This is a genomic window from Thalassoglobus sp., assembly GCF_048270125.1.
Taxonomy (GTDB): Bacteria; Planctomycetota; Planctomycetia; order Planctomycetales; family Planctomycetaceae; genus Thalassoglobus.
This window is the reverse complement of sequence record NZ_JBLWTN010000001.1, coordinates 100890-127541: the sequence shown is the minus strand read 5'-3', so window position 1 is coordinate 127541 and position 26652 is coordinate 100890. Positions and strand designations below refer to the sequence as shown.

Here is a 26652-nt window from a genome sequence, read left to right as displayed (position 1 = left end):
GATGCTCTATTTCTCCGTGCATGTGAAGAATGCTCTCCATTTCGTGGAGAGCACATTTCCACAAGACTGTTTCCACACATCTCTTTCAATACGGCTGCAGACACCAGACTGAAGAGATGGTAGATCCTTCTGGGATCCCGTCTTAATCAGTGAGAACCTGATTGGCAGTGAGAACCTGTCTTTTGTCCGGACTCAGCGACAGCAAACCGTTCTGAAGATTACCAGAGTGGAAGCTTGTTCGGTTTTGCCCATTTGATACGTGCGAGAAGGACGTCTCCCTTGTAACCATCACGAGGCATCCATTCTCCGACAGTCACCCAAGCTTCATCTGGGCTGGCGTGCGTGATGTTGAAATTCCCCATCAGGGCGACCTTGTCAGGATCGTTGACACCATCGCCAACGATCGGCAGCACGACTTGTTCCGTCGACTTGATGAGGCACTTCTTTTCGACATCGACCTGAGCCAACCACAATGGTGACCTCCAGCGAATCACGTTTTTGTTCGACTCGTCTTCTCGTGTGTAAACGAGAAACAGACCGTCGCTGTGCGTGAGCCAGTGCTGCTGAGTCGTCGACATCTTCACGGGAGTTCCGTCCTCCCAAGTCCACGCTTTTTTCTCTTCCCAGTGAATCCCATCTTCGCTGGAACTGAGATACCCATGGTTATCTTCCGCTCGAATGGTCATCCAAAACTTATTCTGAAATTCCGTCACACTCGGTTCGAGCAGGCCTCGTCCAACACGATTTTCTAACGGAGGACCAACTTCCTGAAGTTTCAGTTCCTCTCCATTAAAAGACGCGCGAACCCCGGAAACCATCCTGTTTACCGACTCGGGACCAAACGTGAATGACATCTGCACATCGCCATTCGGCAAAACGACCCGTTGTCCACAATTGTTGGTGTAGATGTTTTTACCGCGAGGGTCATCCCATTCCAGAATTTTTCTTTTTGACCACTCCCCTGTCTGGTCACGAGTGACATAGACCGGATATCGCGAAAGCTGTTCTTTACGTGCGAAGTATTTCCCTTTGTAAAAGACGACATGCCCCAGCGCAAGAATTGAATCAGACTGCGGATGGTACTGCGGTGTCACATCGCAGACAGCCGCTTTCAAGTCATCTGCACGGCCGGGAATTGGATCTCGCCCTAACGCTTCGATCGGTTCTGGATCGCTCCACGTTTTGCCGAGATCCGAAGAAGTTGACCAATGGACTTGCCCGAAGTAATCGGATCCCCCGATTTCCTGGAGAGTCATCAGGGCGATCGGTTTCCCATCAGGCCCCGGCATCATGCAGGCCCGAGGATGAAACCACGTCGCCCCGTTGCCATCACGATTCGTCCACAACGTTTCTTTTGATATCGACGCAATCAGCTTTGGCCGCTCAGTAGATTGAGCACCGCCAACCGCCGCGAAATTCGAAAAAACGACGCAGCATACAAGAACACGAATCATGACGAACTCTTCAGATTAATTGAGTGAGAAGCTTTTCAGTCATCAGAAAGAATGCGATTCAACGCAACTTATTTCTGGTCCCGCTTCCGAATGATTTCAGCAAGATACTTCGCTGTTTCATCAGCAATCACATTGTAACCAGCGAGGTTCGGATGACGATCTCCTGCCCAACCTGGAAGGTGTCCGAGGATTCCGTCGAGTTCGTTTGCCATGACCACAACACTTGGTCCGACCACAAACGGCTTCACGAGTGCATGGTACTTTTCAGGAACCTTCGACAGTGGGTAGCGACGATAATTCAGCATGTTGTACCCCTTCGTCAATTCCTCAGCATAACGAGGGTAAATGTCAAAGACTTCCAGTTTCTCTTTTTCAGCAACTTGACGAACAAGATCATTGATCTCCTTACTCGTTTCCTCGTCCGAAAACGGGATCACTGTCATCGGGATCAACAGCGCTTGCGGATGATCTTCACGAAGTTTGTTCAACAGTTCGTGAAAGTCCTTCGGGAAATTTACCGGAAAATTTTCACGTCGAGCACGGTCGTTGAGTCCGTATCGAATGAAGATGTAATCGAGCCCCGGTAGTTTTTCCGCATCACGTTGATATCTACCGGAATCAAATAAGCGGCGAATGTATTCACCGCTTAGGCTGGAATTAATGACATGACACGGTGGCAAATCACCTTCCGCTGCGAGGAGTTGCTCGAGGACCTGCTCCAGGTGCGGGCCTTCCGGCTTGATCTTTCGGGGGATACTCCCCTCAGTGGTACTGTCACCCAGTAAAAGAATTTGAATCTTTCCGTCGTGCTCAGCATGCGCTGTCCGCTGCGTCGAAATGAGTGTCGTAAAGATCAGCAGGGCGAGGATCAGAACAGGATGACTTCTCAAAACACGAAGATGCAATTCTCTCATCGAAACTCTTTCTGAGGGATGTCTTGTTGATGTGCCGATATTGCTTTGTTCATTCACGTATCTGCAATGTCTGAAGCAGAGCAATGCTTGAAACTACTATAATGAAGAGCACTCCGCTCTCAAACCCCGCTGGTCAACAGCTCGATTCAACCTGAGCGATGTCAAATTAAACGGAATCGGAGATCAGTTGCGGGACGACATTCCCAGCGACGTCGGTGAGCCGAAAATCACGTCCCTGAAATCGATAGGTCAACCGTTTGTGGTCGAGCCCAAACTGATGAAGCACTGTTGCATGGAGATCATGAATATGAACAGGATCTTCAGCGACGCCCCAACCGATTTCATCGGTTTCACCGATCACTTGCCCACCCTTAACTCCACCGCCAGCGAGCCACATGCTGAACGAATATGGATGATGATCGCGACCAGTGACGGTTTTGAAGTTGGACCGGTTCTCTCCGAGCGGAGTACGGCCAAACTCGCCTCCCCAAATCACGAGGGTCTCATCAAGCAGACCACGCTGTTTGAGGTCTTTCAGTAAAGCTGCCACTGGTTGATCGGAAATCTCTGTATATCGCTCCAGTCCACGATCGAGATTGCTGTGATGGTCCCACGTCGAAAGGAAGAGCGTGACAAACCTCACGCCACGTTCAATCATTCGTCTTGCGAGCAAACAATTTCGAGCGTAAGACCCCATAAAACCTGCGGTAGATCCCTTCTCGTTGTCGGGGCGATCAAGTCCGTATGCTTCGAGAGTTGCTTTGGATTCTCCTGATAAGTCAATCAGGCTGGGGGCTGTTTGCTGCATCCGAAAAGCCAATTCGTATGCTTCAATTCGGCTGGCAACTTCTGGATTTCGTATTTCCTCATACCGCAGTTGATTCAACTCATTGATCGCCTGCAGACTCCTTCTCTGAAATTCTCGCGAGACACCTTGCGGATTCTCCAGATTCAAAACTGGGCTCCCCTGATTGCGAAAGGGAGTACCGGAATATTGCGACGGCAAGAATCCACTTGACCAGCTATTTGCTCCACCGGGGAGACCTCTTCCCAATGTCGTCATGACGACATAGCTGGGCAAATTGTTCGATTCATTACCCAGCCCGTAGGTCAACCAAGAACCAAGAGAAGGCCAACCTTGCAAAGGGGATCCGGTGAGCATCATGAGTTGCCCCGGAAGGTGGTTGAACTGTTCGCCATGCATGGAACGGACTAAAGCGATATCGTCCACACACGTACTCAGGTGCGGCAGGAGATCGGAAAGGTCCATTCCGCACTCGCCGTACTTTTGAAACTTTCGCGGACTCCCCATTAACCGCGCACTCTCTTTCTGAATGAATGCAAACTTAATTTCATTCAACAGCGACTCCGGCATCGGTTGCCCATCAAGCTCATTCAGGCGAGGCTTGGGGTCGAAGAGGTCCATTTGGCTTGGACCTCCCTCCATAAACAGGCAAATGCAACGCTTCGCAGTCGGTGCGAAGTGAGTGAGTGGGTGCGCAGAGTCCCCTGCGAGCAGGCCATCCTCATTGAGAAGTGACGCGAGCCCCAGCATTCCGAGGCCGCTGGCTGATGATGTGAAGAAGTCTCGACGCTGTTGATTGAAAAGCCTGGCGGTGGGAGTTGTCATGTAGAGGAGACCTTTGGAGAAGGCGATTTGTATCAGTTGCGTGTGATGAATTCATCGAGGTTCATCACAATCCTCGCAATGCCGGTCATCGCGTTGTGACGTACAGATTCTTCCGAATCTTTTCTGGGGGAATCGATCTGCAGCAAGTCGTTGTACGCAGCGAGGAGATATCTGAATTCCGCATCACGCGGAGGTCTTCCGAGGCATCGCAGGAAAATTTTGCGAATTGCCAAATCTGGAGAGTCCTGATTTTCCTCAGCCATCTCCTCTCCCAAAACCTCAGCACACTCGTAGAAGACCGGGTCATTTAAAAGGGTGAGTGCCTGGAGCGGCGTGTTCGACCGTTCTCGACGGCTGCATGTCGTCGCCGAATCGGATGCATCGAACGTCATCAACATCGGATAAGGAACCGTTCGCTTGAAAAAGATATACATCCCACGACGGTACCGTTCCGTTCCCTTGCTGACTGGCCATTTGACGCTACGTCCGACTTCTGTCACGAAGTCCGGAAGTGGTGGTCGAATCCCCTTGCGACCAATTGTGCGGTCCAGCAATCCACTCGCAGTGAGGTGAAGATCTCGCACCGATTCTGCTGTGACCCGAAAACTGTTTTGTCGCCAAAGAAGTTGGTTACTGAGTTCGCTTTGCTCGGGAATCGAACTGAACTCTGAGGACATTCGGTAGGCCGAAGAGTTAACAATCAGTCGAATCATCTCTTTGCGACTCCAGCCACGAGTTCGATACTCACTCGCCAGCCAATCGAGCAATTGAGGATGGGTCGGAGGAGCCCCTTTGTTCCCGAAGTCTCCCGGAGTCGAAACGATTCCGACACCGAAGAGCTGCTGCCAGATTCTGTTCACCGCGACTCTAGCTGTGAGTGGATTCTCTTCGTGAAACAACCAGTATGCTAAATCCAGACGATCAGGTGTCTCTGCACGTGCTCTCAATCGAGGAAGAGCTTCAGGGGTATCCAGATCAACTTTCTCTCCGGAGCGATTATAAACACCACGAATATGTATGAACGTTTCCCGGCGATCTTTTTTCCGTTCCGCAAATGCTCGAGCTTTGGTCGATGGCTTTGATGGTCGCTTGCCAAGTTGAGTCACCAGCCGCTTTTCGAAAGCTTTCCAGGCTGTGTCGTCGGTTCGGTAATAGCTCACCAGCTTTTTCAGGTCCGTTGACTTCTTGTATTTACTGAAAATCTGATTGATCTCTTCGCGTTGCTCTTCGCTAAGCCCCTCTTTTTCGAACGAGGCCAGTTCAGCAGTGAGTTCGTCCCAACCGGGCTCCCAACTTTTCAGTTCCTCTTCGTATTCCGCAATTTCCCAAGGCTGTGTTGCTGTGACACCTACTTCATCAGCATTATTGAAGAATGCGTACAGCTGATAGAATTCTTTCTGGCTGACAGGATCATGTTTATGATCGTGACATTCCGCGCAGCCGAACGTCAGCCCAAGCCAGACCATCCCGGTGGTGTTGACTCGATCGATGATTTCTTTCGTGCGGTACAACTCCAGATCAACCCCTGCTTCCGTGTTGCGTAGCGTGTTGCGGTGAAAGCCAGTCGCGATCTTCTGTTCGAGAGTTGGATTCTCCAGCAAGTCACCAGCCAGTTGCTCAATGGTGAACTGATTAAACGGAAGATCGTCGTTGATGGCGTTAATCACCCATTCACGATAGACCCAGGCATGCGGCCGCTCACTGTCTCCAAGGTATCCTTCACTGTCTGCGTAACGAGCGAGATCGAGCCAGTGGCGCCCCCAGTGTTCACCAAAGTGTGGCGACTCTAAAAACTCATCCACCAGCTTTTCGTAGGCATCCGGTGAGGCATCATTCACGAAGCTCTCCACCTGCTCTTGCGAGGGAGGCAACCCGAGTAAATCTAAAGAGAGGCGTCGAACGAGAGTGTGTCGATCTGCAGTCGGAGCCGGCTTCAAGTCGGCTTCGTGATGCCGAGCGGCAATAAACGAATCGATCGGATTGCGAATCGGAAAGTCTTCAGAAGTTTTTGTAATTTCTGGGGGAGAAGGATGTTCAAGTGGTTGTAGCGACCAGAGCGATGGAAGTTGGAGCTCGACGTTCTCTGGCCATTGTGCTCCTTCGTCAATCCACTTTCGAAGGATAGAAATTTCCTTCTCGCTTAACGGGGCCGACTCTTGAGGCATCTCCGCTGCCCCGTCATCCGGCGTGATCAAGTCAATTAAGTAGCTGGAAGTGATGTCTCCCGGTTCAATTGTTGCACCACTCTCTCCCCCCTGAAAAGTTGCTTCGCGAGTCTGGAGCGAGAGACCTCCACGGTGGTCTCTCTTGTTGTGACAACGTAGACAATGATTCTCCAGAATCGGAGCAACATCACGATCAAAGATCACAGGAGCCGCTGACAGTTCGGTCGCACTTAAAGTTGACCCCACCAGCATGAATGTTGGTATCAATGCCAGCAGCGTTCTCAGCCTGAATGCCTGGACGAACATGCTGACCGCGAACTGATTGAACCTGTAAAACATCAGCATTCCGAACCTCGTTTTCCTCTCTCCGTTTTTGACATAATATGTCAGAAAGTTAATCTCTCAAGAGATCATCATCTGCGTTGCGATTCATGTCCAGAACACAAGTTTCTTAGCGAAGCAGCCCAAAAACTTATGGGGTCATCATTTCCTCAGTATTCGAGAGGAAACACTCAGATTCCGAGACCAATCCTACTTACCTCTATCATCGGTAAGTGCAACGTTGATGGAAGTGATGATCACTGTCGTTTCCGAAATGACCGGATATTTCTCCGATTGCATCACTGTTGTCCGGATAGTGAGTTCACTTTCGCGATAAGCAGCATTGTGAGATTTGATCACAACTGGTAGCTGAACGTGTTGTTTTTTGGATGAAATGGTCAATGGTTGAGCAGAAAAATTGCTGTCTTTCGAAACGATCTCTACGAGGATCGGTTCCTGTAATTGCTGAGATCGTCGAATTGTAATTGGGACGCTGAACGTTTCACCGGAAGCGACTTCAAATTCCTCCTGATCTGCTGAGACTTTGAGCAAAGCGCCTGTTGGCAAAAATCCCATGCGAGTTTTCTGCCGGGTGAGTGAGTACCGAATGTTTCCTTGAGGATCACGGACCTTCGCCACTCCGTTGACGACCATTCGTGAGGTCCGGGTCGTCTCCAACCATTCAGGCAAATAGACTGGATAGAGGATGCGTCCGACTCCTGCGGGGACGTCCAGTTCCGGACCACGGATTCCTTGTCGATGACGACCTTGCTTCGCTGCCATTTCTAATCGAATCACCTCATCGAATCCGGGCTCACGTTCAATCAAAACCGGAGCTGGAAACGTTGTTCCGCGCGGCCATTTGGTGACATCATCCTTTCCCTCTGCATCGATTGAATAGGGAGGCTTAATTGTAGTTGCAATCAGGATTGGACTTGAAGTTTGCTGAACGGTCTCCTTGTCATTGAGAGTTGCAAGACCGTGGAGAGTTACCAAACGACCTGTCACCGCAGCATCGGCAGCGATATCGACTTCAACGGAGAGAGCAGATTTCCCAGCAGGAATCTCCAGATCTTCGGCGACAGTGACACCATCCGCAAGATTGGAAAATGTAATGGAAATCGGCTCGTTGAAGCCGGGATTCCGGATCACTTTGAGTGCGAGTTTTGCTTTCTCTCCCAGCGGTGCATTGATGAGTTCCGGGACGATAAATGAGAAGCCTGGCTGAGTTGGCTGAACGAGCAATCTATAGACCGCGTCACGACGGCCACTTTGTCCAGAGAAATCAGCGACACGAATCTGATAGTCGCCGTCAGCTGGAACGGTAAAGTTCAAGAGAGCGTCGGTCGTGTTCAAGGCGTCATCGTTGCGAGCAAGCTCCTTCCCATCTTTATCAGTAATCGACAACGCAACATCCAGCGGAGAACCGAGTTCTTGAGCAATCGCCTGAATGATCCACGCCTCTCCCTTGATTCCCGAGATTTGATATTCGTCTTCTTCAAACTTTTTGTCGAGCACCCCAGTCACAGACTCGGGAGAAGAGATTTTTTGAACCGGCTCGGCGATCTCTTTTGATTCAGAGATATCACTCAGCTGCAAAGTGTAATAAGGGGCTGCACCGTAGGGTGTTTCAAGCTGATACGAAAACGAACTTTGCGAGCGATCTTCGGGAAAGGAAACTTGACGCGTCACAGACTCCAGATTCGCTTCCCCGCTGGCAACTCCATATCCGATAAATTCAACTTCCTGAGTTGTCCCTCGTTGCCCCGCCGAAGGAATCGCAGCCACCACACGCGGTGTTTCAGAAAGAAGCATGCGATACACAAACGCCCGATTGCCACGAAAATCGAGGTCGTAAAGTTTGATCGTGTATGACTGGTCTTTCAGAGCATGAAACGTAAAAGCCGTATCATTTCCAGCCGTATCAAAAGTCGTGGAAATTTTGCTGCCACTTGAGTCAAAGATTTCTATTGCAGCATTTAGCGGGGAGCCAATGTTTTGGGCAATCAGAGAGCATGAGACAGGTCCAGACTTCGTTGCTGTGAACTGATAGCTGTCGACTTCTTCGACCTTTCGAATTTGACCAGAAACGGTGACCGGCAACTTTGACAGAATTTGCGGGACCGAGCGATTTGCATCTTCAGTTTCTTCGAGTCCACTTCCTACGATGAACTGTCCAGTTGCGGTTGCTCCATTTGCATTGGCAGCTTGCCAACGAACAACTCCTGGGGGAACATCAGCTGGAATTGTCAAAGTGGCGCGGGCTTCTCGCGGCAGTAGAAAGGGTGCTCGACGCGACTTCTTGCCAAACCAATAAGGTGGCTCGGGGACAATTACGGGGCCAGCAGGTTCAATGATCTCTAACTTGATTCGAGGGTCGAGAACGAAGACTTCCATGTCTGGCGTCCAGTCATAGCCTCCCAAAACAACCTCCGTCGTTGCCCCCGACGGACCTCCTGGTGGATACATATAGCCAATTGCGGGCGGAGTCTGAGCGTGGACTCTCGGTGTCATCGAGAGAACCAGTAGAGATGCGGCGATCAGCTTTTGAACACAAAATAGAACTTGCATTTTCATCCAGAACACTTTCGTGTTTTTTTGTGTCCGTGAAGTATGCTTATCATGTCATGAATCGCTTATCTCCACGAGACTGTTCGCGGACTTCTTTATCAAAACTACGTTAGAACACTTTCGTGTTTCTTGTGTCCGTGAAGTATGCTTTTCATGTCATGGATCGCTTATCTCCACGAGACTGTTCGCGGACTTCATTTTTAAAACTGCGTTAGACCAACCCCGGGATCATCTTCCCGCCATCAACAATCGGGACGGGACGCCCTAAAGGTCCGAGGTAAGTTTTCGTGGGATCGATCCCCATTAGTCTTGAAATCGTAAACAATAAGTCGTTGACACCAACAGGTTCGGTTGTCGGTTCAGCAGCGTGCTTATCAGTCGCACCAATGACCTGTCCCGGTTTGATCCCACCGCCGGCGAGAATAATCGTTTGTGCCATCGACCAGTGATCTCGCCCTGCCCTCGCATTGACTCGGGGCGTTCGTCCCATCTCTCCCATCATCACGACGAGAGTTTCGTCTAACAGCCCCCGCTCTTCCAAGTCAGTCACAAGTGTGCTGAAAGCTCTATCGGCATAAGGAATGAGATCTGTTTGCAGGCTGGGAAAACAATTGAAGTGAACGTCCCAACCGGGTGCGTCAACACCCACAAACCGACAACCACCCTCGACGAGACGTCTCGCCAGGAGTGTGCACTGGCCAAGTTGAGTGCGACCGTAAGCATCGCGGACAGAGTCCGGCTCTGAGTGAATATCGAAGGCTTTCTTTGCCTCAGGGGATGCAATTAAGTCGTAGGCCTTGTTGTAATAGGTGGACATCACTTTCGCTTGTCCGCGAGTCCGTTCTCGTTCGATGCTGTCGATTCCAGCAAGAAGTTTTTTCCGTACGTCTAGACGCTGTTGCGTCAGGCCATCCGGCGGGCGGAGGTCTTTGACTTCAAAATCAGGCTGTGTGGGATCAGCTTCAATGACAAACGGAGCATGTTCAGCTCCATAAAACCCTGGACCTCCGGCAGCCATGGGGTGTGGCAAATTCATATAAGCGGGAAGCGCACCACGTGGACCACATTCACGAGAGACGACTGAGCCGAGAGATGGGAAGAAATCGTTATTCGGGATTGGATTGTCACCATCAGCGAAGGTCGGCTTTCGACCCGTCATGACATAATGATAACCGGTCGTGTGCCCATTCACACGATGACTGTGGCTGCGAATAATCGTGTATTTGTCAGCAACTTTCGCACACAATGGCAACTGATCCGTGACGAATGTTCCCGTGACATTTGTTGGGATCGGGCTAAAAGGACCACGGATTTCGACCGGTGCATGAGGTTTGGGATCCCACATATCCTGATGCGGTGGCCCCCCTTCAAGAAACAGGAAAATACACGACTTGGCTTTTGCAGATTGAGGCGAAGCTGCTTTGGCTTGCAATTCCAGCAAACGAGGGAGAGTCAGCCCTCCAATCAAACCAGACGTCCCAACTCGCAAAAGATGGCGTCGCGAAATACCGTTGCACATCGAATTGCTTCGGCTGCCGAGCGAAATTCTAAACATTTTCGATCCTTGTGCTCGATCTTTGTGATGAATATTCACAAACTCAATCGCAGAATTGTGCCGATCCATAAATCATTAAACACGTCAATGATTAAACACAAATTCTTTCGAGTTGAGCAACGCCCAAAGGACATCTTCAGTCGCTGCGAAATGGTCGTTTTTTGATTCTTCAAATGCTTGTCGCATCAAATCTCTTTCCGCATCTGTCGGAAAACGCGAGAGTGTCATGAGGTACAATTCGTCAACAATTTCATTCGGTGAGAATGACGCTGCCAGACGTCGTGCTGTTCCGTGGCGATGCCCGATTTTCTCTGCGATTTCCGGCGAGTTGAGTAAGTGCATCGCCTGAGAAATACTCGGCTGATTACTCCGTTCGCATTCACAAACGGTCGCTCGTACTGGTCTCCCAAAGATACGGAAGAAATAGGAGGGCATCCGGTTGTCCCAAATTTGAATCGCTCGATACCCGTCGGGCCAGCCGTTGTATTTCTCGTTGACACCCGTGCTTTGACAGATCGCGTCGAGCAACACCTCAGCCGGAAGAGTTTTGTACGCCGCGTGAGAGAAGTTCTGAAGATCGTTTGCGTTCGACGGCTTCGTCGCTGAACTTAACTGATACAAACGCGAATTAAGCAACGTTCTCGTGAAGACTTTCAGGTCGTAGTCCGTCTCACGCAAATGCTCAGCGAGTGCCTTCAAGAGTGGTTCGTTCGTCGCGGGATTGGTTTCCCGCATATCGTCAATCGGTTCGACTAAACCGCGACCGAAATAATGAGACCACAACCGATTGGCAATTGCCTTGGCAAAGAAAGGGTTCTCATCAGCAGTCATCCACTCAGCCAGTTCATGGCGGCGATCATTGACGTTTGAAAAGTCAGCAGGTTCGGCTCCCAATGCTCTGGCGGGAACTAATTCTCCGGTGCGAGGATGTGGGAGGTCTTTCCCTCCGAACGACACGAGAGATTGCTCGCCATTTGGAAGCTTTTTGAGTTTCAATCCCGTGAAAAAACCTGCCAGACCGACATAGTCAGCCTGACTCCATCGTTCAGAAGGATGATGATGACATTGCGCACATTCGATGCGCACGCCGAGGAGCAATTGACTGATTGAGCGGGCTGCTTCTTCGGGGGTGTCGAGAATCTTGTAGAACGATCCAGGCCCTTCAGCGGACGTGTTCCCCTGCACGGTCAACAGATCAGTGGCGAGTTGATCGAATGGCCGATTCTCTGCGAAATGTCGCTGCAACCAACGTTGCATTGCTACAGTTCCCTGAGGAGAAATTTTCAACTGATCCGCGCGAAGGATGTCGAGCCATCGCATCGTAGAGTAGTCAGCGTATTCGTCTCGTTCCAAAAGTTCGTCAATTAGCTTTGCACGCTTATTGGCATCTGAACTGGAGAGAAATTGGCGCGCCTCATCAGCTGTTGGTAATGTTCCGATTGTGTCGAGGAACACGCGACGTAAGAATGTTGCATCATCAGAGAGATCACTCGGTTCGATGCCTAATTTTTCGAGCTTGTCCCACGCCAGCCGGTCAATGAAGTTGTTTTCTGGTGGGCGCTCAAATTCGATCTCTGGTTGAGGCATCGTTATTCGACAGATCGTCACATGCTCCAGATAGCGAACCAGAATGGCTGCCTCGCCGGGAAGAGTGTTAGCCTGAACAAGTCCCGACAAACTGACTTCGGTGAGAGATTCAGCATTCGATTCATACTCCGCTTCGCTCGTCACGCAGCGACGTCGCCCCGAAGCATCAATAGCTGTCACCCGAATTTGCTGAGATTCTCCAGCAAGCAAGGTTTGTTGAGTCGGCTCAATCTCGATTCCAACAATCTGACTGTCGTTGTCAGCTTCGGTTTCAAATTTCCCTCCTTCAGAAATCCATCGTAATAAACGTCGGTCTCGATCACTCTCCGGATCAATTTTCTGCCCACCACCATGTGGAGTCCGTGCCGATCCTTTCAGAAATAACAGGCTCTGCTCAGGGCGAGTCAGTGAAATCCTGCGACCTCGACTCGCCAATGCAATCGCCTGATAGTCGGCATTCGCATCGAATCCGAAAATGCTCAACTGAAACCCATTTTGCCCCTCAGCTTTTCCATGACATCCGCCGGAATTGCAACTTGCTTTCGTCAGGATCGGGATGATTTCGTTCTGAAAAGAAACAGGCCGTGGGGAGGCCAAGCTCTTGATCTCAAGCGGGACTGAATATTTTTGATGCTGATCACTTACCACAAGTTCGCCGCGACCATTCATCACAGGGCGAACCAGCCCGCTTTCACTCACAGTCGCGAGACCTGCCGGGACAATTTCATAACTGACGTTGCGAGTTAAATCATGCGACTTCACTTTTGAGACGATATTGGTCACCAGAACCTGTTGAGAAGCCTCTGGAGTTTCCAACACGATCTGTTCAGGGTGAATCTGCACCTCCGCCGATGCATCTCGTTGCTCAATACTATTGAGCAAGACGACCATGAAGCACAAGAACGATCTCTGGAAAATTGGAGGGATCATTTGCAGGTGAGGCAGGAGGAAGGACACAACATTTCACATTCAACTCATCAGCGAATTCTAATGGATTCATCGGAATGGAATCTACTCATCTTTCAGTAAACAGTAATTTAATGAGCCTTTGTGCTGCTTGACGAATTCAAACGACAAGTCAAAACACCATCCTGGGATGAAGAAGATCTATTTCATCACTGAAAAAAGTACGCATTCTTATCTGAATTCTGGCACGTCGAGTGTCAGAGGCTCCCAACGAAGTGGAAGTCCTCCCGCCACTTCCCGCCTGCTTCAAACAGACCCATATATTGAATATCACTCTCCTCCAACCTCGTTGAGTGACCTGCTTGACGCTGTGGATCTTGCCTGCTTACAAAAGTTGGAATGAATCGTGTTCGAAACATCCTGAAATCGACTTCAACGGTTGAATCAAAGCGGATAACTCCTGCCCTCTTTCGTGGTGGGTTCGTCCTGATTCTGGCGTTGCCGTTGCTTCTGACAGCCTCGCTGACGCCCCGCGGAGTTCCCATCCCCCATGTCTTACAATTTTTGTTCTACCTATTCAGTCTGATTGGACTGATCTTGCTAGCGGGTTACGCGACGTTTGAATTCATTGGCACACGTACAAGCGGCGCGACCGCTCTCATTGCGTTAACGGGAATCTCTCCTGGGGAATGGTGTTTGGCGAACACAGCTGAAGTGTGGCGTACGTTTCTAATGATCTGGGTCGTGCGGCTTCCGTTTCTGGCATGGCTGGTAACGATGGGCAATTTGAACGGGTGGGCTGTGCTACATATGGAGATACTCTATCTGGCACTGTTTGCGTGGCTTTCTTCACTGGGGCTAATTCTTGGATCTGGAAGTGTTGCCAAAGGAATCACTTTTGGTGTGGTCTGGGGCGGCTACATACTCTGGGAAGTCATTTCCAACCTGGGGATCTTATTTCAGGCAATCGCAGCATATAACGGGGCACAACTCATCCCCAGTCTGGATGGTCTTATTCAAGGGCTGATCCACTTGTCAGTTTTCCGCAAAGTTTTAGCTTTAGTCACAGGTGGATTTCGCCCTGACGACCTCGTGCTTCAAACAGCTGTATTGTCGACTTTCACAGGCTATTGTTTGTGGTCATACTCCCGGACGATTTTTTCTGAGATTGGTGCGACAACTCTTGGAATTGATGGTGAAACTGCAGCTGAGTCACCGGTTAAGCAAAAGAGAATGCCAAGGTGCTGGCCCGATGCTCTCGCCTGGCAAGCGTGCTACTACCACCAAAACGGCATGACCACGATCAAAGGTCGAGCCTTCGCGTACGTCCTCTTTATTGCTGCAATTCTGGTGATGAACTACTTCGGACTTTCAGTCATTGAGTATGGATTTTACTTGTGTGCCGGCGCAGGATTGATAATGTCGCCGATCATGGCAGCCAACCTCTCCCTAGCTCATGAAGTGAAGGAGCAAACGCTTCCCTCGCTGTCGATGGCATGTTCAGATCCGATTGAGATCTACAAAGGCTGGCAACGATCTTGGAGACGCACGGCAATTCCAGATCTTCTTTTACTTCCGGGAGTTCTCGCTGCGATCTCCTGGTCATCACCGCTTTTTGGATATTATGTCGCCACCGGAATCATTGGGATCGCCTGCATTGGACCAACTCTCTTCGTTTCCAGCTTTCTGTCAGCATGGAACTGGACGAACATCTTCCGCCTTGCAGGTTCTTTCTTGGTAGTTGGATTCATTGCCGGATTAGGAGCTCTTATCGGCTGGGCGATTAGCTGGTTCCTGCTGCCGATCGTCGCTCTCCCATTGCTGTACGCATTCGGTCAATGGGTTCTTTACCAGCACTTGCCGAAAGTTTTCGATCCGCTTCTTGGGTCACAAAAGTCATAGCACGCCGGACGCCTCTTGTCCGAATCGGTGCGCGTGAAGAAACGGTTCTCTCCAAAAAACTCAGAGGCCCGAAGCTATTCTTCAAGTTCATTCAGAAACACAAACGCGCCCAACTTCGAGGCGGTCAGAACATCGGGTTTGCCATCCTGGTTGAGATCCTTGACCATGATTTGCGTGCCGACCCCGGATTTGTTGTCGATGAGGTGGGGCAGGAAAGTCGGCTTTCCATTGCGAGTCGTCGCTTCAAACCAGTAGACAACCGGAGTTCCCATCGGTTCGACGTCACCTTTCGGACCGTGCGCCCAAACACGTTTGCCGACGATAATGTCTTTGCGTCCATCACCATTGAGATCATGGATTTCCAGAGCATGTGGCTGCGAGAAGGCAACGCCATACTGCTTTTCTTCCTCGCGTGTTCCCATCAACTGATGGTTCAGAAAAATGGTGTCTCCAAGCTTGGTAACTGTTGAAGTGTCGTCACTGGGTGCTTGAATCTGTTCGAACCAAGAGAGGCCCCATTCATGGGCATGGAGGGACGAGACGAGATCGGCATCCCCATCGTTATCGATATCGTCAACAAAAATTTGTGCTCCACCACGTGATCCGGTTAAACTTCCGGGGTGAAAAGCCCAAACTGACCTGAACGGTTCTGACTCAGGTTGCTCGTACCAACCATCGTTCAGGATAATGTCTATCCTGCCGTCTGAGTTGATATCTCCCACTCCCTGCCCGTGGTAAAATTGAGGCCAGTCTTGCTGATGACCAACGCCATAAAACTTCCAGGGCAGTTTCGGATCGCTCTCGTCTGGTGAAATGAATCCCCATTCGTTTTCCCAGTGTGCAAGGAGTTCCGGGCGACCGTCTCCATTTACGTCAACCAATGTCGGAGACTCTCCTTTGACGCGCTCGAAAGCGAAATGTTTCTTCCAAGGTCTATTTGACTTCGCTGGATTTTCGTACCAAAACGCCTGGTGCAAATGGACTCGCCCCAAAACGAGAATGTCCAGCCATCCATCTCCGCTCCAGTCATGCAGGAATGTGAACATACTGTTCGAAGGCGAAGCCTCTGGTGGCAACGGAACCGCTTTGTAGAACTCGTGCGACTCCTTGAAGTCCGGTCCTGCGTACCAAAAAGGACCGCAAACAACATCTACCTCTCCATCGTTGTTGATGTCGCCCGCGTTGATCCCGTCGGCATAGTAGATATTCGTGAGTGTTTGTTTTTTGAACTTCGCAGGGGAAGTCTCCTCAGCATATGCAGGGACGCATGCAGGGACACAATGGAGACTCAGAGCGAGAATGGCTACCGGGAGCTTTAAGGACATGGGGAATTTGCTCCGTTCCGGTGTTGAAAGATCGTGACATGTGAATTTGACATTGCCGCTCAGCGATTGATCTATTCGCCTTCTTCTAACATTCTCCACTCAGAGAATGTCGCAGCTTGCCCCTGATAATTGTTTTTGAAGTCAATCAGATTCCAGACTGTGGCCTTGGCGATGAAGAATCGTTTTCCGGTGCTACTGATACGGATGCCGGAATAGTCATCGACGTAGCCATTATTGGTCGTCCGTTTAAGGAGTTGTTTACGTTCGTCACGATGGACTGGCTCAGCTGTCATACGGGAAGGTGTCGCGCAGAGCGTTTTGATGTCCATTTCCCACAGTTCAAGAGCGGTGGCGTTTCCGTAATTTAAAGTTGGATCAGGCCGTTTATCGTGCGAGACCACGACAAATGGAGCTTCGAAAAGTCGCTGCGCCTGCTGCTCTGCACTTCCTTCGCGGGAGATCAATTCTTCACCTAGATATTTCTGATACGAGTCCAGCATCAATTGAGTATGCTGAATCCAGTTTCGTTTGAGCCAGGGGCGGTCGACGTTGATAGACATGGGGCGTAAAATTGGTTTCGTTTTTTGCGTCACGTTTGTATGGTGTCGCAGTCGTTGATGAATTTGAAATGAGAACCAGTCCGCAAACTTGTGGAATGGACGCTTTTCTCAGTGTTTGGGAGAGCGAATTCAGATTACAGGAACTGGTCTAAATACTTTTGACGACTTTCTTTCATCCCCATGCTGACTTCAAGCGATTGAGCAGGAAATGTTAAAAAAGAATAGGCTACTGCGCCTGACCATCGTTGCCATTATCGCCCCCATTTGCACTCTCGCAGGGTTCAGTTTGATGTCCAAAGCTCCGACGAATCTGGGTGTCCAAGATGGAAAGTTGGCTTCCTGCCCGAATTCTCCGAATTGCGTGAGCACTCAAGAGAAAGACCCGTCTCAGAAAATGGAACCGATCCCTTTTGAAGGAGATGCCGCCAACGCTATCGCCAAGATTAAGGAGGCACTCACCAAGCTTCCTCGCACAAAAATTGTTGAGGAGAAGGAACATTATCTTCGTGCAGAATGTGCAAGCTTGATCTTTCGCTTCGTGGATGACGTCGAGTTTTATGTCGACACGGAGGCTCATTTGATTCACTTTCGCTCCGCTGCTCGCGTTGGCCGATCCGATATGGGTGTCAATCGGGACAGAATGCAGAAAATCCGGGGTGAGGTGACGGGCTCGCTGACCAAAGATTGAAACCGAGGCCCTTTCAATCCTTGACCCGCCGCCGGGCCTGTCCAGCAGCGCAAGTGCGAAGAGGCGAGATTGAACACGAGGCTCGATTTTGTGGCGATCGAGGAGAATCGCCCTCGGGATTGGCTTGGCATACCTGTAGTTTCATCATCGGAATCAGATTGCTACGATTCGCAGCTGAGAAATATGAATTTCCGCGCACTGTCGTCCCAAAACCTTGGCACCCAAACGCATTAAACATGTCTGATCCGATTCAACTTGATGAATTCTCACACTCGGTCTGGGAGAAGCTGGCGTCGATTCCGCAAATCGAGGTCAACGAACTGGCTACGGAATTGAAGACTGACCAGTCCAAAGTCCTTGTCGTGGCACAGGAAGCTGTTGAAGGCGGATTTCTCGTCATTCAAGAAGAAAACTTTGATGAGTTGATTCCAGCTGCTGAAGCCATTCAGCTCATTAATGATGGCCTCGCAGAACGAAAAGCACTGACCTTGCTTACAGATGCCGGTGGAGAAATGGCGACCGGCGACTTCGCCAAAGCTGCCGGGCAAGCGAAGATTGCAGTCAACGACGTTTTCCGCTGGGGAAAGGCGCGCGGCTGGATTGATCGGGACAAACAAGGCGTTCGCATCACCGACGCGGGAAAATCAGCTGCAAATGGAGAACAGGATGCCGACGAGAAAGCACTCCTGAAAGCAGATGGGAAAGCGATTCAGCTCTCACAGGTTGATGAAGCAGATCGCGTGAAACAACTGCTGGGTAAACGTGGCGATCTTGCGAAGATCAAAAGCCGTGTGCGCCGTCTTCTTTCAATGACGGATCAGGGGCGAGAGTTATTCAAGTCGGGAATTTCGGTTAAAAAAGAGAGAAATCTGCTGACGCCAGACGATCTCCGGAGTGGCGACTGGAAAGAGATCACGTTGCGTCCCTATGACGTCACTCTTCCTGCCGAAGAGATTCAACCTGCAAAAGTCCATCCACTCCGAAAAATCATCGAGCAGACTCGTCGAGCCTATCTGGAGATGGGATTCACCGAAGTCGCTTCGCCGATGGTCGAGTCCTCGTTCTGGAACTTTGACGCCCTGTTTCAGCCGCAGGACCATCCGGCTCGTGATATGCAGGACACCTTTTATATGGCCGAGCCTGCAACGACGAACTTGCCAGAGGACGCGGATCTAGTCGATCGTGTTCGTAGAGCACATGAAGATGGTGGTGACACCGGTTCAGAGGGCTGGGGATACAAATGGTCCCCTGAGATCTCCAAGCAAGTCGTACTTCGGACGCATACGACAGCTTCCACGATTCGGGCTCTCACCAAGCATCCAGAACCACCCTTGAAAACGTTTTGCGTGGGCTGGGTCTGTCGTAACGAAACGATGAGTTACAAGCACCTGCCCGTCTTTCATCAAGTCGACGGGATCGTCATCGATGAGAATGCGTCTTTGGCATCACTTTTGGGAACGTTGGAAACGTTCTACAAAAAAATGGGCTTCAAACAGGTGAAGTTCAAGCCCGCTTTCTACCCTTACACCGAACCTAGCGTCGACGTCGTTGTCTACCTCGAAAGCCGTGGCAAGTGGATTGAAATGGGAGGCTCCGGGATCTTCCGCCCTGAAGTCACCGAACCACTCGGCTGCAAGCATCCTGTCATGGCCTGGGGCCTGGGCATGGAACGTCTTGCAATGATCCGCTACGGACTCTCAGATATTCGCGAATTGTATCAGGGACGAATTGAAGCGCTCAGTGAAATGGCGATGCACCAGTAATCGCAATAGTTTTTGAATAGGATGTACACGTCCTGCCTCGTGGCGAGCAATCTATGAAGTCAACAAGGTGAGCTTCGCAAGCACGACCAGCATTAGAAGTTACACTGGAACAAATTTGAGGAGCGATCGGGATGGCGGACGAGCCTATGGATCATAAACCTCCAACTCCCACGGGCTCTGCCTGGCAGGTCACGAAGCTGATTTGCTGCGGTGTTGTCTCCATGAGCGTACTCGCCTGCGTCATAGTTGCAGTCATCAGAAGCACCGGGCTCACTGAAGTGCGAGTCACGGCACTCAGCGAAGAAGACGAACCCCGGGATCACAACATCCCTCTCTTCAAAAAATCCGATGCACTTCCCGATTACGAAATCATTATCATCCTGAACCAAGGAGGCAAAGTCCGCCTGGGAGCCAAACCGAATACTTCAGCTGTCAATGGCTTGACATGGAAGCTCAGCAAGCCAGTTTCACTTGCTGAGATCTCAGGTCTGCAACTGCAGGATCAGGACAAACTGGTTTCAGATGCGATCACAGAAGTTCAGGTTGAGAGCGAGTCGGTGACCAGTGGAAATTACAGATTTGATTTTACAACGAAACGATCCTTTGGAATTGGCATTGTCTCTTTTCTCGAAACGCCTGTGGGAATGGCGATTTGCGGTGCGTTTGCAATCGCTGTCATGTTGATTATCTGTAGTGCATTTCTCATTTAGAGCAATTTGCTCTCCCGTGTGCCCGCGATGAACGCGTTTCATTAATAAGTTACTGTTTGCCACAAGGCAGATCCTGTACACCAATTCGAAAGTTGCTTTAGTGATGGCCAATATTTTGGTCCTTGATTTCGTCCCTTCCTCACTCTCAGTCTGAGTTCCCGCCGTGTCCGACCCAAATTCTTCTTCCAATGCTTCAATTCACTCGGTCATTGTACGAGCGGCGACGAGCAGCGACTTAAACCACATCGACGCGTTCCTGACGGACTTTGTTTCAGCCGGGAGGATTCTGCCACGTACGATTGACGAACTCGAACTCCTGATCCCGACCGGGTTTGTTGCGGAGGTGCAGGATCAAATCGTCGGATTTGTGGCTCTGGAAATCTACTCACGTAAATTGGCAGAGATCCGCTCTTTGTGCGTCCGTCCCATCATGCAGGGACAAGGCGTAGGAAAAGAATTAATTCAGGCCTGCCTTCAACTCGCCAAGGAACGAAACGTCTTTGAAGTCATGGCGATCACATCGACTGACAAATTCTTTCTGAATTGCGGATTCGACTTCACGCTTCCTGGTGAAAAGAAAGCCCTTTTCATGCAAATGCGTGACGAACCTTGATCTGAACGTTCCCAGCCAAGCGATTCAGTGGGGCCATTTCACCTCGAGTTCCCGGGAGGATTCGACCAAAGCTTTCGACAGAGATTGGACGTAAATTTCGACAAAAGGGAGAAACTTGCTATCTTTTCCAGCTTTTGTTAGAGCTAATAAGAGATGCGGGACCAATGTCATCACTCACTTTTAATGAGGACCCTGATTGTGCAACGCCTAATTGTCTTGTCACTTCTCGGAATGTCAGTTCTGACTCAGTCTGCCTGGGCTCAACAGAATCAAGGACCTGCAACTGTAACACCACAACAGCCTCCGACTGTCGAAGGAACAATTTCGGAGATCAAAACGATGGGACGAGGGAAGGTTCTTGTCGTTGCAAATGATGAAGGTGAGACGATTGAAATCCCTCTCACGAATAGAATGCCTATTGACATTAAAGGGACCGGAGATCAAGGGTTCGTTCGAGTCGGAGCTTTTATTGGCGGCAAAGGTGTCCTGACAAACAAAGCGATCTTCATCAGTGAGATTAACGTCCTCCTGCCGGGAAAAGGCCCAAAGCCCCCACGTGGAAAAATTGGCAAAGCACCGCGGCAAGCAGGGGGAAACATGAACACGTTTCAGGTGATGGGGACCATTCAAGCGATGGAGCCGAATCCCGATTACCCAGATTACACAATGCTGGCTCTGGATGTGCCGGGAAAGCCACCAGTCATTAATTTAGAAAAAAACTACACTGTCAAAGTGATGTCAAATGATTTGAGCCTGATCGAAGCCGGCATGCCCGTCCTTCTCGACGGTCGCCTGTTCCGCGGGAAATTTCAGGTCTCAAAGGTCACAATCAACCTCCCTGAACCCTTCAACTCCGAGGAAGTCCTGAAACCGGCGGAACCGAAGGAAGATTAAGACCGACCCGCTGCCGAAAATCAGAATCGTCAACAACGATAGCGGAATCATTGTTATTCACTGATGTTGCTGTCGCTTACATAAGTTTTCTCCGGGAGGATGAGCAATTCGCTCTACCGTGTAGAAGCAGTCAGCGAGAAAATTCTATAGAGAATCATTGGAGGCCTCTCAATGTTTGAGAGGCCGAATTCAGATTTACGGATCCGTTCAGGGTCTGTTCGAAATACATTTATCTTCCGTGCGAAGCGATCAAGCGAAAAAGTATGAGTAAAACTCACTATCAATATGACGTCATCGTCATTGGAGCCGGACACGCCGGGACCGAAGCAGCACTGACAAGTGCACGGATAGGCGCGAAAACCGCACTGTTGACGATGAACTGCGATACGATCGGCCAACTCAGCTGTAACCCTGCCATCGGTGGAGTTGCAAAAGGGCAGATCGTTCGGGAGATCGACGCTCTCGGGGGCGAAATGGGAAAGTTAATTGATGCGACAGGCATTCAATTTCGCATGCTCAACAGCGGGAAAGGCCCTGCCATGTGGTCGCCACGTGCGCAGGCCGACAAGAAGGCGTATCAGTTCCTGATGAAGCTCCGCGTTGAAGAGCAGGAAAATCTGACGATCCGCCAGGAAATGGTCGAATCGCTGATCATCGAGGGGACACCTGTTCCCGAGGGAGCCCCGCAACCCGAGCCGGAAGATTGTCCGCGAATCACCGGAGTCCATGTTCGTGGAGGAGCGGAATATCGAGCACAAGCGGTGATCATCACGACCGGTACGTTTCTTCAAGCAATCATGCATACAGGGGAAGCGAAAACAAAAGGAGGACGCGCAGGCGAAGGTACCACCGGAACGATGTCAGACAGTTTCCGGGAACTTGGTTTTCAACTCGAACGCTTTAAAACGGGCACACCTGCACGCCTTAACGGAAGGACCATCGATTACAGTCAACTGGAAATTCAACCAGGCGACGAAAATCCGCAGCCGTTCTCCTTCATAACTGAAAAGATTGAACAGGAGCAGATCCCCTGCTGGCTGACAGCGACCAATCAGCATGTTCATGATGTGATTAAAGCCAACTTGCATCGCGCCCCGATGTACAGCGGGCAAATCAGCTCAACAGGCCCTCGCTACTGCCCCTCGGTTGAAGACAAAGTCGTTCGCTTCGCTGACAAATCTTCACATCAGATTTTTCTGGAACCAGAAGGGCGCAACACTCTCGAGATTTACTGCAACGGAATTTCAACCAGCCTCCCGCGCGACGTTCAAGACGAGATGGTTCGCTCTATCGCTGGACTCGAGAATGCTGAGATCATGCGATATGGGTACGCGGTCGAATACGACTTTGCTCCGCCAACGCAGTTGTTCGCCACACTGGAAACCAAGCGTGTCGGTGGTCTCTACTTCGCAGGACAAATCAACGGAACGACTGGATACGAAGAGGCTGCTGGCCAGGGGTTGATTGCAGGCGTAAACGCTGTCCTGAAAATTGCCAACAAAGAGCCATTCATTCTCGACCGCTCGCAAGCCTATCTGGGTGTGTTGATAGACGACCTCGTCACCAAAGGGGTTGACGAACCGTATCGCATGTTCACATCACGTGCGGAATACCGTCTGTTGCTTCGTCAAGACAATGCCGATCGTCGACTGACTCCGATTGGCGAACAACTCGGGCTGGCCGATGCTGAACGATGCTCGCAGTTCCATAAGTACGAAGACCAAATTAACACCGCACTGACTCTGCTCGCCAAGCTTCGACATCAAGGGAATAGTCTTGAAGAATGGCTGCGACGACCGGAAATTGAATGGCCTCAACTTTGTGAGTTCTCATCAGAACTCGCGAATATTGAGATGAGCGAGCGAGCCAAACAGCAAGTACAAATCGAAGTCAAATACAGCGGATACGTGAAACGGCAACAACAGGACATCGAGCGGCAGAAAAAATCTCTCTCCCTCAGAATCCCGGTTACTTTCGATTATCGAGCCGTACCACAATTGCGAAACGAGGCGAAAGACAAATTTTCGCGGGTCAAGCCAGCCGACATCGCACAAGCGGGCAGAATTAGTGGAATCACTCCGGCTGACCTTGCCATTTTGACGCTCTATCTTCACGAGCCAAGTCGAATGGGTCAAAAAACAACGGGTGCATAAAAGCGGGATCATCCAAAGGAATTCAAGTTCAGAGACGGTTCGAATGAGTCATTCAGTGACAGACAATTCTGCGACAGACAAAAAATATCAAGTCGTCGATTTCGAAAACCTCGTCGGCGTTCCGTGCCCATGCGGAAGCGCAAAACGAGCGTTCGCGGAGAATGAGCACTCTCCGGGAACAGTGCATGTCACCGAGATCTCAGATGATGCACGTGTTCACTATCACAAGGAACATACAGAAACCTACTACATCCTTGAGTGCGGACCGGATGCCAAGATGCAACTCGACGATGAGCAAGTTCCGATCCGACCCGGAATGTGCATCTTAATTCCTCCCGGGGTTCGTCACCGGGCAATTGGCCAAATGAAAATCATCAATATTGTCGTCCCCAAATTTGATCCAGCAGACGAATATTTCGACTAGAGCATCTTTCGAACTGGTGTACAGAATCTGCCTCGTAGCGAACAGCATTTTTATTGATCAGACGCGTACTTCACGGGCACAAGGTACAGCAAACTGCTCTAAGACCTCACTCACTAGGGCATCTTTCGAATTGGTTTGCAGGATCTGCCTCGTGGCGAACAGCATTTTTACTAGAGGAATGCGTTCTTCACGGGCAAACGGTAGAGCAAACTGCTCTAATCGTGATAAGTCGGACAGCCCCCTCAGAGTCGGGGGGCAAAATCTGTCGCAGGTGAATACGAGGGAACTGGCCCTCCCTTTTCTCGATGAGCCGTTGAGTGCACCGGCTCTCTTACATGTTCTTCTTGCCTCGCGGGACTCGGCCTTTTGAGCTTCGTTTTTTCCCTCTTTTCCCGCGGGATTGCTTCCCCTTGGTTGAAAAGCTTTCCTGATCAGCCGGAACTGTAATTGCTCCGCTGGCGTTATCGAGTTGTTTTTGAAGATCTGCAATTCGATCTCGCAGGTTGGCAGCTCGTTCGAATTCGAGATTCTCAGCTGCCTCGAGCATTTCTTTTTCAAGTTCATTCAGAAATGCCTGGTTGATGTACTGCACTTCCGATTCTGCACCAACAGCGTCCCGTTCGATCTTTCTGGCGGAAATCTCATCTTCAATTCCCCGCCGGATCGCCTTCTGAATCGTCTCCGGCGTGATATTGTGATCCTCGTTATATTTGAGTTGAATCTCTCTTCGACGGTTCGTTTCGTCGATGGCTTGCTGCATGCTCTTTGTCACACGATCTGCATACAGAAAGACCTCGGCGTTGACATTTCGCGCGGAACGTCCAATTGTTTGTATGAGACTCGTCGCACTCCTGAGAAACCCTTCTTTGTCTGCATCCAGAATACAAACAAGCGACACCTCTGGCAGGTCGAGACCTTCTCGTAACAGGTTGACCCCCACGACTGTGTCGAACTTTCCCTCGCGAAGTTCGCGCAGGACTTCGACTCGCTCAATTGCGTCGAGCTCACTATGCAGCCATTCGCAGCGAATGCCCTCTTCTTTTAAGTATGAGACAAGGTCTTCTGACAGGCGCTTCGTGAGAGTCGTCACGAGTGTTCTCTCACCACGAGCGGTTCGCAGGCGGATCTGCTCAATGAGATGCGGGACCTGTCCACGTGCCGATTGAATATGCACAACCGGATCGACCAGACCGGTCGGCCGGATTACTTGTTGCACGATTTCGCTGTCACTTTGTTCAAGTTCCCAGTCGGCAGGAGTAGCTGAGACGAAGACCGTTTGTCCTCGTCGGGAATCCCATTCTTCGAATTTGAGTGGGCGGTTATCGAGTGCCATGGGGAGACGAAATCCGTGCTCGACTAAGGTCCCCTTTCTGGCCTGGTCACCATTAAACATAGCCCGCACTTGAGGGACAGTTTGATGGGACTCATCAACGAATAAAAGGAAGTCGTCGGGGAAGAAGTCATACAATGTGGCAGGTGGTTCGCCTGGCTTTCGATTCGCCAGCGCCCGCGAATAGTTTTCGATTCCGGGACAAAAACCGACTTCCTTGAGCAGTTCCAAATCGTGACGAGTTCGTGCAGAGAGACGTTGAGCCTCCAGAAGTTTGCCTTCTTTCTGGAACTTGGCGAGTTGCTGGGCAAGTTCTTCGTGGATTTCATCAAGTGCTGCATCGATGCGCGACTGTGGCAGCACAAAGTGCTTGGCTGGATAAATGTAGATATCCTTCAGTTTTTTACTGCCGACTCCGCTGATTGGATCGATGATCGAAAGTTGCTCGACCTCGTCCCCCCAAAGTTCGATCCGGTAGGCAAACTCTTCATAGGCTGGCCAAACTTCGATCACATCTCCACGGACGCGGAACTTTCCTCGCTGAAAATCGTAATCGTTTCGGTCATATTGGATGTCGATCAACCTCAGCAAGAAGTCATCCCGGTTGATGGTGTCTCCCACATTCAAGGGGACCATCATGTCGAGATAGTCTTTGGGTGACCCCAGTCCATAAATGCACGAAATACTGGCAATGACGATCACATCTGGACGAGAAACCAACGCGCTGGTCGCCAACAGTCGCAAGCGATCAATTTCGTCATTGATGCTGGAATCTTTTTCAATGTAGATATCTCGCTGTGGAATGTACGCTTCCGGCTGATAGTAGTCGTAATAGCTCACGAAATATGAGACTGCATTATTCGGAAAGAACTCTCGGAATTCTCCATACAGCTGAGCGGCCAGCGTCTTATTGTGAGCGAGAATCAGCGTTGGCTTTTGAACCTGGGCGATGACGTTTGCCATCGTGAACGTCTTTCCGGTCCCGGTTGCCCCGAGAAGAACTTGAGATTTCTTCTCCTCACGGATTCCGCGCACCAGAGATTCAATCGCCTTCGGTTGATCGCCAGCGGGCTCGAAATCAGAAACGAGTTCAAATTGAGGCATGGGAAGAAAGGGCCTTCAAAGCTATGATCACATGAAAACAGAATTTTAGCACATAGAGAACAACTGAACAGGTCTCGGTCGCG

General features: G+C 50.4%; 18 protein-coding genes. 8 read left to right on the top strand and 10 right to left on the bottom strand.

The window, feature by feature from the left end:
• Window positions 1-218 precede the first annotated feature (218 nt).
• From ACN0YR_RS00425 to ACN0YR_RS00395, 7 genes are all read right to left on the bottom strand, one after another.
• Window positions 219-1454 carry a sialidase family protein gene (locus ACN0YR_RS00425; protein ID WP_417847226.1) on the bottom strand — a complete coding sequence of 412 codons (1236 nt, stop codon included), beginning with the start codon at window positions 1452-1454 and terminating at the stop codon, window positions 219-221.
• A 68-nt stretch (window positions 1455-1522) separates the two neighbouring features.
• Window positions 1523-2368: an SGNH/GDSL hydrolase family protein gene (locus ACN0YR_RS00420; protein WP_417847225.1), complete on the bottom strand. Its 846-nt coding sequence runs from the start codon at window positions 2366-2368 to the stop codon at window positions 1523-1525.
• Window positions 2369-2534: 166 nt separating this feature from the next.
• On the bottom strand, window positions 2535-3998 hold the full coding sequence (locus tag ACN0YR_RS00415) for a DUF1501 domain-containing protein (RefSeq protein WP_417847224.1): 1464 nt from the start codon (window positions 3996-3998) through the stop codon (window positions 2535-2537).
• Window positions 3999-4030: 32 nt separating this feature from the next.
• Window positions 4031-6508: a PSD1 and planctomycete cytochrome C domain-containing protein gene (locus tag ACN0YR_RS00410; protein WP_417847223.1), complete on the bottom strand. Its 2478-nt coding sequence runs from the start codon at window positions 6506-6508 to the stop codon at window positions 4031-4033.
• Between the two features lie 186 nt (window positions 6509-6694).
• On the bottom strand, window positions 6695-9061 hold the full coding sequence (locus ACN0YR_RS00405) for a PPC domain-containing protein (protein WP_417847222.1): 2367 nt from the start codon (window positions 9059-9061) through the stop codon (window positions 6695-6697).
• A gap of 205 nt (window positions 9062-9266) precedes the next feature.
• Entirely contained in the window at window positions 9267-10610 is a 1344-nt protein-coding gene (locus tag ACN0YR_RS00400) for a DUF1501 domain-containing protein (RefSeq protein WP_417847221.1), read from the bottom strand.
• 84 nt (window positions 10611-10694) lie between these two features.
• Window positions 10695-13154: a DUF1549 domain-containing protein gene (locus tag ACN0YR_RS00395; RefSeq protein WP_417847220.1), complete on the bottom strand. Its 2460-nt coding sequence runs from the start codon at window positions 13152-13154 to the stop codon at window positions 10695-10697.
• Window positions 13155-13502: 348 nt separating this feature from the next.
• Here ACN0YR_RS00395 and ACN0YR_RS00390 point away from each other — a divergent pair, with 348 nt between their 5' ends.
• The gene (locus tag ACN0YR_RS00390; RefSeq protein WP_417847219.1) at window positions 13503-15005 is read left to right on the top strand and encodes a hypothetical protein; all 1503 of its coding nucleotides are present in this window, start codon (window positions 13503-13505) and stop codon (window positions 15003-15005) included.
• 74 nt (window positions 15006-15079) lie between these two features.
• Here the strand turns inward: ACN0YR_RS00390 and ACN0YR_RS00385 are convergent, their stop codons facing one another.
• Together ACN0YR_RS00385 and ACN0YR_RS00380 are read right to left on the bottom strand one after the other, a co-directional pair.
• The gene (locus ACN0YR_RS00385; RefSeq protein WP_417847218.1) at window positions 15080-16330 is read right to left on the bottom strand and encodes an FG-GAP repeat domain-containing protein; all 1251 of its coding nucleotides are present in this window, start codon (window positions 16328-16330) and stop codon (window positions 15080-15082) included.
• A gap of 71 nt (window positions 16331-16401) precedes the next feature.
• Window positions 16402-16890, bottom strand: coding sequence for an MEKHLA domain-containing protein (locus ACN0YR_RS00380; protein WP_417847217.1), 489 nt, complete (start codon window positions 16888-16890; stop codon window positions 16402-16404).
• Between the two features lie 208 nt (window positions 16891-17098).
• Between ACN0YR_RS00380 and ACN0YR_RS00375 the strand changes: the two genes are divergently transcribed.
• The 7 genes from ACN0YR_RS00375 to ACN0YR_RS00345 all read left to right on the top strand — a co-directional run bounded on the left by ACN0YR_RS00375 (window position 17099) and on the right by ACN0YR_RS00345 (window position 24135).
• The gene (locus ACN0YR_RS00375; protein ID WP_417847216.1) at window positions 17099-17578 is read left to right on the top strand and encodes a DUF1499 domain-containing protein; all 480 of its coding nucleotides are present in this window, start codon (window positions 17099-17101) and stop codon (window positions 17576-17578) included.
• A gap of 236 nt (window positions 17579-17814) precedes the next feature.
• Complete coding sequence (locus ACN0YR_RS00370; RefSeq protein WP_417847215.1) at window positions 17815-19341, top strand: phenylalanine--tRNA ligase subunit alpha; 1527 nt, start codon at window positions 17815-17817, stop codon at window positions 19339-19341.
• Between the two features lie 131 nt (window positions 19342-19472).
• The gene (locus tag ACN0YR_RS00365; protein ID WP_417847214.1) at window positions 19473-20051 is read left to right on the top strand and encodes a hypothetical protein; all 579 of its coding nucleotides are present in this window, start codon (window positions 19473-19475) and stop codon (window positions 20049-20051) included.
• 163 nt (window positions 20052-20214) lie between these two features.
• A complete protein-coding gene (locus ACN0YR_RS00360; RefSeq protein WP_417847213.1) occupies window positions 20215-20664 on the top strand; it encodes a GNAT family N-acetyltransferase in 450 nt (149 codons plus the stop codon).
• A gap of 198 nt (window positions 20665-20862) precedes the next feature.
• Window positions 20863-21558 carry a hypothetical protein gene (locus ACN0YR_RS00355; protein WP_417847212.1) on the top strand — a complete coding sequence of 232 codons (696 nt, stop codon included), beginning with the start codon at window positions 20863-20865 and terminating at the stop codon, window positions 21556-21558.
• Window positions 21559-21821: 263 nt separating this feature from the next.
• Window positions 21822-23711, top strand: coding sequence for a tRNA uridine-5-carboxymethylaminomethyl(34) synthesis enzyme MnmG (gene mnmG, locus ACN0YR_RS00350; RefSeq protein WP_417847211.1), 1890 nt, complete (start codon window positions 21822-21824; stop codon window positions 23709-23711).
• A 55-nt stretch (window positions 23712-23766) separates the two neighbouring features.
• On the top strand, window positions 23767-24135 hold the full coding sequence (locus tag ACN0YR_RS00345) for a cupin domain-containing protein (protein WP_417847210.1): 369 nt from the start codon (window positions 23767-23769) through the stop codon (window positions 24133-24135).
• A 331-nt stretch (window positions 24136-24466) separates the two neighbouring features.
• Here ACN0YR_RS00345 and uvrB read toward each other — a convergent pair whose 3' ends face one another.
• Window positions 24467-26569, bottom strand: coding sequence for an excinuclease ABC subunit UvrB (gene uvrB, locus ACN0YR_RS00340; protein ID WP_417847209.1), 2103 nt, complete (start codon window positions 26567-26569; stop codon window positions 24467-24469).
• Window positions 26570-26652: the final 83 nt, after the last annotated feature.